Source organism: Prevotella denticola (assembly GCF_900454835.1).
In the GTDB taxonomy this organism is placed as follows: domain Bacteria; phylum Bacteroidota; class Bacteroidia; order Bacteroidales; family Bacteroidaceae; genus Prevotella; species Prevotella denticola.
This window is the reverse complement of sequence record NZ_UGTM01000002.1, coordinates 831,957-845,627: the sequence shown is the minus strand read 5'-3', so window position 1 is coordinate 845,627 and position 13,671 is coordinate 831,957. Positions and strand designations below refer to the sequence as shown.

Here is a 13,671-nt window from a genome sequence, read left to right as displayed (position 1 = left end):
CAGACCTCATGATGGCGGGAGGGGTGTCAGGGGTATAGCTTGTTCCTGTTATAGAAGTATTGTCCTTTTTTCTTCGTGCGTTTTCCGTATTCGATGGCATGGTGTGGACAGTGATGGTAGCAGGAGAAGCAGGTAAGACATTTACCGTTGTGCATCCACTCCGGCTCACAGCCCAATCCTCCTTTTATGTCGGTTACGGGACAGACGTTGGCACAGATTCCGCATCTGACACACCGGCTGCTGTCCACATGAAAGGGAGTGTCGGTGATAAGGAAACGTTCGAAGAACTCTCCGACCGGACCTGAAAAGAAAGAGGGTATCGGGCCTCGTTTCAGCCTTTCCCATCCCCATGGTTTCCCTTTCATGCTGCAAAGATGCCCTCTGATAGCTTGGGAAAACTGCTTCAACTCTTTTGCCGCCGTCTTTTTCTTGATGGATTCCCTTTCTTTTGTATCTACATCCATGCTGGGCAGACCGACATACGACTCTGGCATGACCAGGGAACCTACTGCTTCTAACGTCAGTGACCGTCCGGCCGGTATGGATATGAGTTGCCGCTGGAAACACTCCATGGCTTTACCGATGGAGTCCCCGGCTGTGACAAGACAGAAGCAATAATGTCTGGTGCAGCCGGTACCGTCTTCTGCCGTCCTGAACGATAGCCTGTCCAGGAATTCCCTTATGATGCGGGGTACTCTCCAGCCGTGTATCGGAAAGATGAAGCCTACGTGTTCGTCGCTTTTTAAGTCGAAGCAGCATTCGCTTTCGAGTACATCCGGAATGGAGACAAGTGTGTCGCCGGTTTCTGCTGCCAGCATCTTTGCAGCCCATTGGCTGTTGCCTGTACCTGAAAAGTAGAATATCATGCGGCAAAGATACTTATAATCTGCTGTTCCTGCAAGATTAGGAGAGTTATCCTTGCCGTTTCGTTTCTTTTTATTACTTTTGCAGCTGGTACGTGAAAGCATGATGCTATGAAACGGAAAATGGACCTGCTGATGTATCCCGCAGTAAAGCTGCTTGTACCTCTGTCGCTGGGTATTGCCGTGGGCGATGCAGTCGTGGATAAGGTCGGACCGGTGTGGTGGTGGGCGATGGCCGTCGGTATGGTCATTGCGGCATCTGTCATGCGGCATCGGAAGTACATCCAAAGTCTGCTGCTGCTCGTTGCAGTCTTTATGACGGGAGCTGCATTGGTAGCTGATCGGCAGCTGTCTATGCAGGTGAAACTGCCGGAACGTATTGCCGGATTCAATGCAGTTCTTCTTTCCGAGCCGGTTATCCATGGAAAAGTTGTTCAGACGGATCTGATGGTTATAAGGAGAAACGGCCTGCTGAAGGTCAAAGCCTCCTTCCTTCGTGACACATTGACGAATCGTTACCGGTCCCTGCACACGGGTGATGGCATAGAGGCCATGGCTTATCTGGAGAAGCCTATGAACTTTTCGTATGCGACATTCGATTATGCCCGATGGTTGAGACTGCACGGTTTTTCTGCGGAAACATTCATCTGCCCTGACCAATGGCGGAAGAAAAAGGTGAATCTTCATCCAATGAGTTTTTTCCAGAGGTCGCTCCTGACGGCTGCTATATGCAGGCAGAAACTCATGAAGAAGTTGACTGACAATCTTGAGGGGGACGCCCTGGCTGTTGTGACCGCCATGACGCTGGGTGACAGGCACCTGCTTGGCAAAGAGCTGAAGGAGGATTATTCCATCACCGGTGCAAGTCATGTGCTTGCCTTGTCTGGACTGCATCTGACGGTTGTCTATGGGCTGCTGATGCTTCTGCTGGGGCGGGTTGAACGCTTGCTGCCGGGACTTCGGCGGAAAGGAATCAGTGAGCTAACCGTGCTCTTTGCAGTGTGGAGTTATGTCGTATTGGTCGGAATGTCTTCCTCTGTGGTCCGTTCTGCTATGATGTTGTCAATCTATTCGTTTGTCAGTCTTCTGAACAGAGACCGGCTTTCGGTGAATACGCTGGCTCTGACAGCGGTCATTATGCTTTTCTGCAATCCTCTCAGCCTTTTCGATATTGGCTTCCAGCTGTCTTTCGTTTCCGTGTGGTCGATACTGCTGTTCTATCCGCTCCTGTATCAGACTCTGTCTTCCCGGTATCTGAAGCATTGTGCCGCAGGCAGGTGGTTATGGGGGATGACGGCGGTATCGGTTGCCGCACAGTTGGGGACAGCCCCGCTGATAGCTTTTTATTTCTGCCGTTTCTCTACGGTTTTCATCCCCGGCAGCCTCATCGCTGTACCAGGGACGATGATGATTATCTGGTCATCCGTCTTCATGCTGATCCTCTCTCCTTTTCCGGTTCTTTCATCCTTTTTCGGTCAAATGGCCGGACAACTGGTCTACTGTCAGGACACGGCACTTCACTGGCTTGCATCTTTTCCCTGGGCAAGTATCGGAAACCTGCACGTTACTCTCTTCCAGCTGGCTGTATATTATGCCATGCTGATGGGTGTGTGGTTGTTATGGAGTTTTCTTGCCGGAAAGACAGATTTCAGGTAATTTTTCGTAAATTTGCACATGATTATGCAACGATACTTTATCACCCTGTCATACGACGGGACGGCGTACCATGGCTGGCAGATCCAGCCGAACGGTATTTCTGTACAGGAAGTCCTTGAACGCTCGTTGTCTATCCTGCTGAAAGAGACAATCACCGTAACAGGCGCCGGCCGTACGGATGCCGGTGTGCATGGACGGATGATGGTGGCACATTTCGATACGGCACAGCCGTTCGACAGCGAACAGCTTGTTTACAAGATGAACCGTCTGCTGCCTCGTGATGTCTCTGTGAGCAGAATCAAGGCCGTCAGTGCGGATCTTCATGCTCGTTTCTCAGCTGTATCAAGAACCTACCACTATTATATCCATACCGGAAAACAACCCTTTTCGCGCCGGTACTCATGTGAGATACATTACCCGCTTGACTTCGACAAGATGAATGAGGCTGCTTCTTATCTGATAGGGGAGAAGGACTTCAAATGTTTCTGCAAGGCTGGTGCAGACGTAAAAACCACCTTTTGTAATTTGACGGAAGCACGTTGGATACCTTCCGGGGACGGGCTTTCCTTGTCCTCGGGGAGTACAATCGCCAACTGGTGTTTTGTGATTACTGCCAACCGTTTTCTTCGCAATATGGTGCGTGCGGTTGTCGGGACTCTGGTCGATGTAGGGAGAGGGCGATTGTCTCTGGCTGACTTCAGGCAGATTGTAGACGGAGGAACAAGAAGTGATGCCGGCGAAAGTATGCCCGGAAATGCACTCTTCCTTTGGGATATAAAATACTAAAACAACGCTTTCATGTGGGTTTTACTGGCTTTTGTCTCGGCAGCTCTGCTGGGATTCTATGACACATCGAAGAAGTACTCTCTGCGTGGGAACGATGTCATACCCGTGCTGTTTCTCAACACCCTCTTTTGTTCGGCTATATTTCTGCCGTTGATTCTGCTGTCACAGGACACTCGTGTGCTTGATGGCAGTATCTTCCATGTCGGGTCCGGCGGCTGGGAGATGCACCGTTGGATCCTGCTGAAGAGCATGATTGTTCTGCTGTCATGGGTATTCGGCTATTTCGCCATAGCACATCTCCCCTTGACGATTGTCGGTCCCGTCAATGCCACACGTCCGGTGATGACGCTTGTGGGAGCAATGGCCGTATTTGGAGAACGGCTGAACGGCTGGCAGTGGGCCGGTGTCGTTCTTGCAGTGGTTTCTTTGTTCCTGCTTGCGCGAAGCGGCCGGAAAGAAGGCATTGACTTCAGCCACAACAAGTGGATATGCTTCCTTGTGCTGGCAGCATTGACGGGAACGTGCAGCGGTCTGCTCGACAAGTATCTGATGGCAAGTCCTGAGAACGGCGGAGTAGGACTTGACCGCATGATGGCGCAAAGCTGGTACAACATCTATCAATGCCTGATGATGGCAGCGGTATTCATAATATATAAGGTGAGAAGGCATGGCAGCAAGGCGGCTCATACACCTTTCAAGTGGAAATGGTCAGTTCTCCTCATTTCCCTTTTCCTTTCGATGGCAGATTTCGCCTACTTCTATGCACTGTCAATGCCTGGTGCGATGATTTCCATCGTATCGATGGTACGCCGAGGGTCAGTAATTGTCTCTTTCCTTTGCGGTGCATTGCTGTTCAGGGAAAAGAACCTGAAGGCAAAGGCAATCGACCTGTGTTTCGTTCTTCTTGGAATGATATGCCTTTGGATAGGATCATACTAATGTGACAGGCTGTGAGCCGGGTTGGACCGGTTGTCCCCCTGCCCTTGAAGATAAAGTACAAAAGTCTTTGATGATTGGCAATAATTTGCTATATTTGCAACGATATTGACAGACGCTCTCTGGGTGTCAGAATACGAACAGGACTGCGCATTTGCTCCCCGGGGAGTCTTTACTGTGCGTCTTTTAAAGACGATAAATTACTATGCAGAATGTTTTTCATGGTTTAGGTATAGCATTGATAACTCCATTCAAGGAAGATGGCAGTATAGATTATGATGCACTTGTAAGACTGGTTGAATATCAGCTGGACAATGGTGCCGATTTCTTCTGTATCCTTGCTACGACAGGTGAGGCTCCCTGCCTGACGCAGGCTGAAAAAAACGAGCTGACTGCCGTGATAAAACGATTGGTCAATGGACGTGTACCGATTCTGAAGTATTGTGGTGGAAACAATACTGAGGCCGTCGTAGACGAAATCAAAGCCACGGACTGGAGTGGTATTGACGGAATCCTGAGCATCTGTCCCTATTACAACAAGCCAAGCCAGGAAGGGTTGTTCCGGCATTTCAAGGCAATTGCACAGGTCAGCCCGCTGCCGGTTGTAATGTACAATGTGCCGGGTCGCACGGGGGTGAACATGACTGCGGAGACGACTGTCCGTATTGCTTCGGCGTTTGAAAATGTAGTAGCCATAAAAGAAGCATCCGGTTGTCTTGAGCAGGTGGATGAAATCATCAAGAACAAACCGAAACATTTTGAGGTGATCAGCGGTGACGACGCGCTGACCTTCCCAATGATTGCAAGCGGTGCAGTTGGTGTCATCTCGGTTATCGGCAACGCACTTCCCAAGGAGTTCTCACGTATGATCCGTCTGGAATTCAACGGTGAGTATGAGCCTGCGCGCAAGATACATCATCAGTTTACGGAACTTTATAAACTGCTCTTTGTCGATGGAAACCCGGCAGGCTGCAAGGCTTTGCTGAATGACATGGGGATGATCGAGAATGTTCTGCGTCTTCCTTTAGTTCCGACGCGTATTGAAACGAAGCAGAAAATGAATGATATTCTGAAGGGGATGAGAATCTGAAGCAGGGACGATATGCTGCAAGGCATATTGCTAAGGGTTTCATGCAGACACATACCTGTTGTTATGAGACCGGCCTTTTTATAGTGGCTTTTTCACTTTACTACGGTATCAGATTGACAGGAGATAAGCCTTCATACATCAAGGCTTATCTCCTGTCTTTGCATTCTATCGGCTTATCTTTTGTAAAGATAAAATCGTCCCTGATTTCAAGCGGGGCTTATCTGCATCCTTAACAGGCATTAATTGAGGTCCAAGTGGTGCTTAGTTGGGGCCTTACTGGGGCTTAGTTGGCCTCCATTCAGGCCTCTTTTCCATACTGATTTGTAACAGATTGGATTGCTGTATGTTACAAGTGAGAAGCAAATCCATATAAGTCGGAAATCTAAATTAGAGGGACTTCTTTTTTGTAAACATATTTTACAGCTCTCAACTTGAGTCTTCGCTGTTCTGCTAAGGTCTTATGTCTGGGATGCACATCCTCTTCCAGTTCCTTGACTGCATAATTCACCTGACGGATCGATTCAGTTCAACGGCCATTTCTTCCCGCATTTCTCTGGCCTTCCGGGCAGCAACTTCTGCAAAGTCTGTTCCCTTGCCGGCATAAATGATGCCGCGGGACGAATTGACAAGCAGACCGCAGTCCTTTGTCATCCCGTATTTGCAGACTTCCTGTAGACTTCCTCCTTGTGCCCCGACACCTGGCACCAAGAGAAAATGCTCTGGGGCAATTCGGCGGATATCCTCGAACATCCTGCCCTGTGTGGCACCGACGACATACATCAGATTCTCGGGTGTTCCCCATTCCTGTGATTTCTTCAACACTTTCTCGAAGAGCCGTTCGCCGGACTTGTCTTCCGTCAGCTGGAAGTCGTGGCTGCCTTTGTTGCTGGTCAGTGCCAGAAGTATTACCCATTTGCCGTTATACTCGAGGAAGGGTTTCACGCTGTCTTCTCCCATGTAGGGGGCGACGGTGACAGAGTCGAGGTCGTATTCCTCGAAGAATGTCCGGGCATACATCTTCGAGGTATTGCCGATGTCGCCACGCTTGGCATCAGCAATGATGAAATGTGTGGAGTAATGGTTTTGCAGATACTGGATGGTCTTTTCAAAGGCCATCATGCCTTTCAGTCCATAGCTTTCATAGAAAGCGAGGTTGGGCTTATAGGCCACGCAATAAGGGGCTGTGGCATCAATGATTGCCTTGTTGAAGGCGAAGATCGGATCAGTCTCGTTTTTCAGATGTTCAGGAATCTTGCTGATGTCTGTGTCGAGACCGACGCAAAGAAAGGTTTTCTTCGTGAAGATCTGGTGGATAAGCTGCTGTCTGTTCATATTGAGTGTTTAATGAAATATTATGTGAAGGAATCACGTCAAAGTCCATGTAAGTAATCAATAGGGACAGGCACCCTCGTCTGTCCGCACATTCCAACGTGTGTCGGATAGACGAGGGTGCCTGTCCCTACTGGTCATCTTTCATTTGCCGGTTCGGCATATCCCTGCTGTATAGGTTGAAATCTTATAACTCTGTTTCCTTCAGTTTCTCTGCATTCTCTGCTACCGTTAGAGCATCAATCATCTCCTGGATATCACCGTTCATGAACCCCTGGAGGTCGTGAGTGGTAAAGCCGATGCGGTGGTCGGTAACACGGCCCTGCGGGAAGTTGTAGGTCCGGATCTTTGCACTGCGGTCACCCGTAGAGACAAGCGTCTTGCGGCGGCTGGCAATATCGTCGATATACTTCTGATGCTCGTGATCATAGATATATGTGTACAGACGGCTCAGTGCACGCTCCTTGTTCTTCGGCTGGTCACGGGTCTCGGTACATTCAATGAGAATCTCCTCGACCTCCCCCGTGTTAGGATTCTTCCACGGATAGCGCAGACGGACACCGGATTCCACCTTGTTCACGTTCTGGCCGCCGGCACCGCTGGAACGGAAAGTGTCCCACTTGATGTCGCCCTCGTTGATGTTCACCTCAAACTTGTCAGCCTCCGGCAAAACGGCCACTGTTGCGGCAGAGGTGTGCATACGCCCCTGTGTCTCGGTTGCAGGTACCCGCTGCACACGGTGAACGCCGGATTCATACTTCAACGTTCCGTACACGTTCTCGCCTTCAATCGCAAAGTCAATCTCCTTGAAACCGCCTACGGCTCCTTCCGACACAGAAGTGACAGACAGCTTCCAGCCCTTTTTGTCACAGTAACGCTTGTACATATTGAAAAGGTCGCCGGCAAACAATGCGGCCTCATCGCCGCCGGCACCGCCACGGATTTCCATCTGTACGTTCTTGCCGTCTTCCGGATCTTTCGGAACAAGGAGGAACTTGATTTCCTCTTCAATCTTCGGCTGCAGCTCCTCATTCTCTGACAGCTCTTCACGGGCCATCTCCTTCATTTCGGCATCGCTCTCGTTGGCAATGATGTCCTTTGCTTCCTTGATGGTCGTAAGACAGTTGACGTAACGGCGCCGGGCATCCATGATGTTGCCGAGATCCTTGTATTCCTTTGTCAGCTTTACGTAACGTTTCTGGTCCGCAATGACGCTCGGGTCGGTAATGAGCGTAGATACTTCCTCGTAACGGGCCTCAAGACCGTCGAGCTTCTGAAGGATATTGTTGTTATCTGTCATTTTGATTTATTCTGTGTTATTATATTTCTTCGTCTGTTGTCGGGATCTTGTGTTCTATGCAATATTGTTGTATTTCTCCATCACCAAGGAGGAATTTATCACATATATTACTGAGTGCAGCCTTAGAGGGATTGAAGTGTTTGTCATCGGCCGTCATCGTTGCTTCTACAAGTCTAATGAACTCCTTGAAGTCCGCATTGATTTCGCATAGTTTGTCTATCGTACTGAAGTCCAACTGTCTGTCTACTGCATCAAACCACACCTGACTCTCGTAAGGGTTGGCTTTGAGCAATATGAATCCTATACCGAAAGAATGATTCAGGCGGGCGAGTTCTTCTCTAAGGTCTTCATTTATGTCGAATGCGACAAGATACCCTTTATTGGCCCAGCTTGAGTTTGATACAGCCTGAAAGAAGCATTTCTTTAACTCATAATCATTGTCTATCCTGCGCTTTAATTCATAAGAGTACAGGCACAGGGAATCGTTCTTGTTTAATGCTTTGAAGAGTGAGTTGCAGATAGAATTCTTCTGCCCGGTGAATTTTACTCCGATTATGTCAGGATGTACCCACTTCTGATGATCTTCAGCTTTTGTAGACTTCTCATGAAAGATGGTCTTTGCCATAATTCCTCTGTAATTGAGATAACTGCAGAGAAGAGGATGCAAGTCCCTTTCATGAAAGCTGGCTTTTGTTCTCATGGGAGAAGGCTGTGTCGTAACAGTATTCTCTGAACTGGAAGAATACTTGCAGAGGAGGTAACAATAAACATTTTTATCGTTCTTAAAACGTTTAATGCGGACATCCCCATGTTTCACCATTGTTGTCAATTGTGCACAGGTTGTCGCATCGGGTGTCTTTGCCTCCTTGTTGAATTCAAAGATACGTCTCTGGAGGATATTCTCATATACCTCACGACTTGTTGCACCATTGGGAAAATCTTCCAGGCTCAGTAATATGGCATCCTTTATAGTCATGGCTTTAATAATCGAAGTTTCCGAACTCGCTCTTGATGGTCAGGCTGCGTTTGCCTTCTTCAATATGTCCGATGACCTGAGCGTCGATGTTGAATGACTTGCTGATGGCAATGACCTGTCCGGCCACCTCCGGCCGGACATATATCTCCATGCGATGCCCCATGTTGAATACCTGGTACATCTCTTTCCAGTCAGTTCCGCTGCAGTCTTTGATGGCATGGAAGAGCGGAGGGACTGGGAACATATTGTCCTTGACGACGCGGCAGTTGTCCCCAACGAAATGCAAGACCTTCGTCTGCGCGCCGCCTGTGCAGTGTACCATTCCATGCACCTCGGGGCGCAGTTCGTCCAGCAGCCGCCTGATGACCGGTGCATAGGTGCGCGTGGGAGAGAGGACCAGTTCTCCTGCATTGACCGGACAGCCTTCAACGGCATCGGTCAGTCTGTATTTGCCGCTGTAGACCAGTTCTTGGGGAACAGCATGGTCGTAACTCTCCGGGAACTTCTCTGCAAGATACCTGGCAAAGACATCATGACGTGCGGAGGTCAGTCCGTTGCTGCCCATGCCGCCATTGTAACGGGTCTCGTATGTCGCCTGTCCGGTCGACGAAAGACCGACGATCACATCGCCCGGACGGATGTTTGCATTGTCGATCACGTCCTTGCGGCGCATACGGCAAGTGACCGTCGAGTCCACGATAATCGTGCGGACAAGATCGCCCACATCGGCTGTCTCGCCCCCCGTAGGATAGATGCCGATTCCCATCCTGCGCATATCAGCCAGGAGTTCGTCGGTACCATTGATGATGGCAGATATTACTTCGCCCGGCACAAGCAGCTTGTTGCGGCCGATGGTGGAGCTGACCAGGATATTGTCTACCGCCCCCACACAGAGCAGGTCGTCCGTATTCATGACGATGGCGTCCTGTGCGATGCCGCGCCATACGCTGATGTCCCCGGTCTCCTTCCAGTACATATAAGCGAGTGACGACTTCGTGCCGGCTCCGTCAGCGTGCATGATGTTGCAATACTCCGGGTCGCCACCGAGTATGTCAGGGATAATCTTGCAGAAAGCCTGCGGATAGAGACCTTTGTCAATGTTCTTGATGGCGTTGTGTACATCTTCCTTGGCAGCACTTACGCCACGCATCATATATCTGTTGTTCATAATTGAATAGTAGTTGTTCAAGGAGTGTTTATCCGTTGGGCGCATGGGATGCCATCCGAGTAACTGTATGGTTTCCTGTTCCTTGTCTTTTGTGGGGAGGGAGACGCATCTGTCTCTGTCAGATGTTTGATCTATTTGAGTCTGAAACTGACCGGCAGGCTGAACGCTACGTCTACTTTTTCCCCATCCATCTCGGCTGGTTCCCATTTCGGCATTGCCCGAACGACACGTACGGCTTCTTTCGCAAATCCCTTGGCACATGCTTTTCTAAGTCTTTCCTGTTCACCAGCCGTCAGTCTGTTGAAAACCTTTTTGTCATAATCTGTGATTTTGCAATCTGCTGCCGACAAATTCCTGATACTCCCGTCTTTTCCAACAGTAAACTTCATGACGACTCTTCCCTGGACTCCGGATTTCTCTGCTATCACAGGATAGTGAAGGTTCGATACGAGGAAGGCTCTCAGTGCCCCCTGTCCGCCCGGGTACTGTGGCATCTTGTCAATGACACGGTAGATCTTGGTGGTATCGGCAGGCATCCCGGCGGTTTGTGCCTGTATGCTTGCGAAAACAGACATAAGGAACAGGAATGTCAAGGTTGATTTCTTCATTATCGATGGGGTTTAAAAACTCCTTGCAAAGGTAGTTAATATTTGTTGATTATCAGCTGGACAGACCGTATATTTTTCTTTCTATCATCTGCCACACACCAGCCCTCCGGCTTACAGGGCGGACAATTGCCGCTCTGCCCGTTGCAGGTCTTCCGGCGTATCAATGCCGATTGTCTCTACATCTGTCAGACCTACCTTGATTTTATAACCGTTCTGCAGCCATCGCAGCTGTTCGAGACTTTCGGCCAGTTCGAGCGAGGATTGCGGAAGACGGCTCACCTCACGCAGCACTTCTGTGCGGTAGGCATATAGCCCGATGTGCTTGAGGAAAGGATAGGTGGAAAGCCATTCCGAAGTCGCCTTGCCCCGAACAAAGGGTATGACGGAGCGTGAGAAGTAAAGGGCATAGCCATTGTTGTCGAGGACTATTTTGGGCGAATTGGGATTCTGTGCAGCCTCAATGGTCTCAAAAGGCTTGCCCAGCGTGGCAATCTGTGTGCGTGAATCATCAAAACACTGCATGACCGTCTCAATCTGGCTTTTCTGTATGAAAGGTTCATCACCCTGGATGTTGATGACAACATCGAAGCTGCCACCGATTTTATCGAGTGCTTCGCAGATTCTGTCCGTACCGCTTTTATGGTCGGGACGGGTCATTACGGACTTTCCGCCGAACGCTGCAACGGCGTTCTGAATACGAGGATCGTCTGTGGCCACATAGACATCTGTCAACACGCTGCTTACTTGTCTGTAAACGTGCTCGATGACGGTCTTTCCTCCAAGCATTGCAAGAGGCTTTCCAGGAAAACGTGAAGAGCCGTAGCGAGCCGGGATAATTCCGATAAATTCCATAGATTCCTTTATCCTTTTAAAGTTTGATATGTCACACTTCCTTGGCAGAAGTACGTACAAAAATAGCAAATCTTTTTTAAAATGGAAGTGTATTTCAGACTTATTTCCTTTAAAAGTATTAAATTTGTCGGTATGATGAAGGTGTCGTTGATAGGTGCAGGCAATCTTGCAACACAACTGGGCAAGTCGCTGCGTAGTGCCGGTGTGCCGGTCTGTCAGGTGTTCAGTCGTACGGAAGAGGCTGCCAGTACATTGGCTGAAATACTTGATGCCGACTGGCTGACGGATATTACATTGCTTCGTAATGATGCCGATATCTACGTGATTTCCGTAAAAGACAGCGTGTTGTGCAGCCTGATTCCAGAGGTCTGCAAGGGCAGGGAAGACAAACTGTTTCTCCACACGGCGGGCTCCATGCCCATGCGCTGTTTTGAGGGACAGGCACGGCATTATGGCGTGTTTTACCCTATGCAGACTTTTTCCAAAAACCATGATGTCTGTTTTGCGGATATTCCAGTCTTCATAGAGGGAAACACGCAGGAGACAGAAGAACAGATCCGGAACTTTGCCCGTCGGCTGTCCCGTCGGATTTTCTCCTTGTCCTCTTCGGACAGGCAGTATCTGCATCTTGCAGCTGTATGGGCTTGCAATTTCACGAACTATTGTTACAGCGTGGCTTCTGGCATACTCGACGAGCACGGTGTCCCTTTTGATGTTCTGCTGCCTTTGATAGATGAGACAACGCAGAAAATCCATAATATAAGTCCGGCGGAAGCACAGACAGGACCGGCAGTGCGTGGTGACAGAAACGTGATGGAACGGCAGCTGGAACTGATGAACGGCAAAGAAAATCTACAGGATCTTTATCGGATGCTTTCTGAAGGTATAAACAACCTTGCCCACAGTTCTGATCTGAATAAAAAAGGAGATTGATTATCAGTAGATTTGTTTCGGTCTCCTGCCCCAAAGATCTTCATCGCTTTACTTCATTATTTTGAATACTTTACGAAATGATAAACTACGATTTACAGAAAATCAAAGCCGTTGTTTTCGATGTGGATGGCGTGCTGTCAGCTTCTACCATTCAGATGGACGGAAAAGGCGATCCGGTCCGCACAATCAACATCAAGGACGGTTATGCCATTCAGCTGGCAGTAAAACATGGAATCCGGTTGGCAATCATGACCGGCGGACATAATGAGAACATCCGTTCTCGCTATGAGTATCTTGGAGTTAAGGATGTTTACATCAACTGTTCCATGAAGATACGCACCTGGGAGGAGCTTCTTTCCAAATATGACCTGCACGAGGAAGAAATCATTTACGTCGGTGATGACATTCCTGATTACGAGGTAATGAAACGTGCCGGTTGTCCATGCTGTCCAAAAGATGCCTGTACGGAGATCAAGGAGATCTCTACCTATGTAAGCGATTATGAAGGGGGGCATGGTGTGGCACGTGATATTCTGGAGCAGGTGCTGAAGGCACAGGGCAAATGGGTGTTGAATGAAAAGGCCTTCGGCTGGTAAATGAAAGGAAGCAGATGAAACACATTATCCTTGCCAGCAACTCCCCCCGCCGGCGCGAGCTGCTGGCCGGTTTGAATCTGGATTTTGAAGTACGCGTCCTGCCGGGTATTCCGGAAAATTATCCCCGAAGCCTTCCTGCAAGTGAAGTGGCTGGCTTCATCGCCCGTGAAAAGGCTGACGCATATAGGGAAACAATAGGACAGAACGACCTGGTAGTCACGGCTGACACGGTTGTCGTTGTCGGCAACGAAATACTCGGCAAGCCCAAGGATGCCGAGGATGCCCACCGTATGCTCCGTCTTATCAGCGGCAGGACACATCAGGTAGTGACGGGAGTCTGCCTGCTGACAGCAGATAAAGAACGTTGCTTTTCCGTGACGACAGATGTCACGTTCAAGCAGCTTTCAGAAGAAGAGATCACCTATTACATTGAAAACTACAAACCGTTTGACAAGGCCGGATCGTATGGTATCCAGGAGTGGATAGGATATGTAGGGGTCACATCCATAAGCGGGAGCTATTTCAATGTCATGGGCTTGCCGGTGCAAAGAGTGTGGGAAGAAATAAAAAAACTATGA

At 49.2% G+C, this 13,671-nt stretch carries 14 protein-coding genes; 7 read left to right on the top strand and 7 right to left on the bottom strand.

Translation table 11 applies throughout. The features are described from left to right. Positions 1–26 precede the first annotated feature (26 nt). Complete coding sequence (locus tag DYH27_RS11610; RefSeq protein ID WP_025067588.1) at positions 27–866, bottom strand: EFR1 family ferrodoxin; 840 nt, start codon at positions 864–866, stop codon at positions 27–29. A 108-nt stretch (positions 867–974) separates the two neighbouring features. Between DYH27_RS11610 and DYH27_RS11605 the strand changes: the two genes are divergently transcribed. The 4 genes from DYH27_RS11605 (at position 975) to dapA (ending at position 5,331) form a co-directional block, all read left to right on the top strand. Continuing rightward, entirely contained in the window at positions 975–2,519 is a 1,545-nt protein-coding gene (locus DYH27_RS11605) for a ComEC/Rec2 family competence protein (RefSeq protein ID WP_025067587.1), read from the top strand. A 24-nt stretch (positions 2,520–2,543) separates the two neighbouring features. After that, a complete protein-coding gene (truA, locus tag DYH27_RS11600) occupies positions 2,544–3,305 on the top strand; it encodes a tRNA pseudouridine(38-40) synthase TruA (protein ID WP_029216531.1) in 762 nt (253 codons plus the stop codon). A 12-nt stretch (positions 3,306–3,317) separates the two neighbouring features. After that, positions 3,318–4,244, top strand: coding sequence for an EamA family transporter (locus DYH27_RS11595; RefSeq protein WP_013672103.1), 927 nt, complete (start codon positions 3,318–3,320; stop codon positions 4,242–4,244). Between the two features lie 202 nt (positions 4,245–4,446). Beyond that, positions 4,447–5,331 carry a 4-hydroxy-tetrahydrodipicolinate synthase gene (dapA, locus tag DYH27_RS11590; protein WP_025067586.1) on the top strand — a complete coding sequence of 295 codons (885 nt, stop codon included), beginning with the start codon at positions 4,447–4,449 and terminating at the stop codon, positions 5,329–5,331. Between the two features lie 504 nt (positions 5,332–5,835). On the opposite strand, the gene pyrF is transcribed toward dapA, so the two are convergent. The 6 genes from pyrF to kdsB all read right to left on the bottom strand — a co-directional run bounded on the left by pyrF (position 5,836) and on the right by kdsB (position 11,564). After that, positions 5,836–6,663, bottom strand: coding sequence for an orotidine-5'-phosphate decarboxylase (pyrF, locus tag DYH27_RS11580; RefSeq protein ID WP_025067585.1), 828 nt, complete (start codon positions 6,661–6,663; stop codon positions 5,836–5,838). Positions 6,664–6,847: 184 nt separating this feature from the next. Further along, the gene (gene prfA, locus DYH27_RS11575) at positions 6,848–7,960 is read right to left on the bottom strand and encodes a peptide chain release factor 1 (RefSeq protein ID WP_025067584.1); all 1,113 of its coding nucleotides are present in this window, start codon (positions 7,958–7,960) and stop codon (positions 6,848–6,850) included. Positions 7,961–7,979: 19 nt separating this feature from the next. Continuing rightward, positions 7,980–8,936 carry a membrane protein gene (locus DYH27_RS11570; RefSeq protein WP_025067583.1) on the bottom strand — a complete coding sequence of 319 codons (957 nt, stop codon included), beginning with the start codon at positions 8,934–8,936 and terminating at the stop codon, positions 7,980–7,982. Positions 8,937–8,940: 4 nt separating this feature from the next. Then, a complete protein-coding gene (locus DYH27_RS11565) occupies positions 8,941–10,104 on the bottom strand; it encodes an AIR synthase-related protein (RefSeq protein ID WP_025067582.1) in 1,164 nt (387 codons plus the stop codon). 131 nt (positions 10,105–10,235) lie between these two features. Next, positions 10,236–10,712 (bottom strand): energy transducer TonB, encoded by a 477-nt coding sequence (locus tag DYH27_RS11560; protein ID WP_025067581.1) that lies wholly within the window; start codon positions 10,710–10,712, stop codon positions 10,236–10,238. A 111-nt stretch (positions 10,713–10,823) separates the two neighbouring features. Next, complete coding sequence (gene kdsB / locus DYH27_RS11555; RefSeq protein ID WP_025067580.1) at positions 10,824–11,564, bottom strand: 3-deoxy-manno-octulosonate cytidylyltransferase; 741 nt, start codon at positions 11,562–11,564, stop codon at positions 10,824–10,826. 132 nt (positions 11,565–11,696) lie between these two features. Between kdsB and DYH27_RS11550 the strand changes: the two genes are divergently transcribed. The 3 genes from DYH27_RS11550 to DYH27_RS11540 all read left to right on the top strand — a co-directional run bounded on the left by DYH27_RS11550 (position 11,697) and on the right by DYH27_RS11540 (position 13,671). Then, a complete protein-coding gene (locus DYH27_RS11550) occupies positions 11,697–12,497 on the top strand; it encodes a Rossmann-like and DUF2520 domain-containing protein (RefSeq protein ID WP_025067579.1) in 801 nt (266 codons plus the stop codon). Between the two features lie 77 nt (positions 12,498–12,574). After that, positions 12,575–13,093 carry a KdsC family phosphatase gene (locus tag DYH27_RS11545; RefSeq protein WP_025067578.1) on the top strand — a complete coding sequence of 173 codons (519 nt, stop codon included), beginning with the start codon at positions 12,575–12,577 and terminating at the stop codon, positions 13,091–13,093. A gap of 14 nt (positions 13,094–13,107) precedes the next feature. Beyond that, entirely contained in the window at positions 13,108–13,671 is a 564-nt protein-coding gene (locus DYH27_RS11540) for a Maf-like protein (RefSeq protein WP_025067577.1), read from the top strand.

Coding starts and splice junctions, on each gene's coding strand:
- truA (WP_029216531.1), top strand. CDS start 2,544: ATGCAACGATACTTTATCACCCTGTCATACGACGGGACGGCGTACCAT.
- dapA (WP_025067586.1), top strand. CDS start 4,447: ATGCAGAATGTTTTTCATGGTTTAGGTATAGCATTGATAACTCCATTC.
- DYH27_RS11545 (WP_025067578.1), top strand. CDS start 12,575: ATGATAAACTACGATTTACAGAAAATCAAAGCCGTTGTTTTCGATGTG.
- DYH27_RS11610 (WP_025067588.1), bottom strand. CDS start 866: ATGATATTCTACTTTTCAGGTACAGGCAACAGCCAATGGGCTGCAAAG.
- DYH27_RS11540 (WP_025067577.1), top strand. CDS start 13,108: ATGAAACACATTATCCTTGCCAGCAACTCCCCCCGCCGGCGCGAGCTG.
- DYH27_RS11565 (WP_025067582.1), bottom strand. CDS start 10,104: ATGAACAACAGATATATGATGCGTGGCGTAAGTGCTGCCAAGGAAGAT.
- prfA (WP_025067584.1), bottom strand. CDS start 7,960: ATGACAGATAACAACAATATCCTTCAGAAGCTCGACGGTCTTGAGGCC.
- DYH27_RS11570 (WP_025067583.1), bottom strand. CDS start 8,936: ATGACTATAAAGGATGCCATATTACTGAGCCTGGAAGATTTTCCCAAT.
- DYH27_RS11550 (WP_025067579.1), top strand. CDS start 11,697: ATGATGAAGGTGTCGTTGATAGGTGCAGGCAATCTTGCAACACAACTG.
- DYH27_RS11560 (WP_025067581.1), bottom strand. CDS start 10,712: ATGAAGAAATCAACCTTGACATTCCTGTTCCTTATGTCTGTTTTCGCA.
- pyrF (WP_025067585.1), bottom strand. CDS start 6,663: ATGAACAGACAGCAGCTTATCCACCAGATCTTCACGAAGAAAACCTTT.
- kdsB (WP_025067580.1), bottom strand. CDS start 11,564: ATGGAATTTATCGGAATTATCCCGGCTCGCTACGGCTCTTCACGTTTT.
- DYH27_RS11595 (WP_013672103.1), top strand. CDS start 3,318: ATGTGGGTTTTACTGGCTTTTGTCTCGGCAGCTCTGCTGGGATTCTAT.
- DYH27_RS11605 (WP_025067587.1), top strand. CDS start 975: ATGAAACGGAAAATGGACCTGCTGATGTATCCCGCAGTAAAGCTGCTT.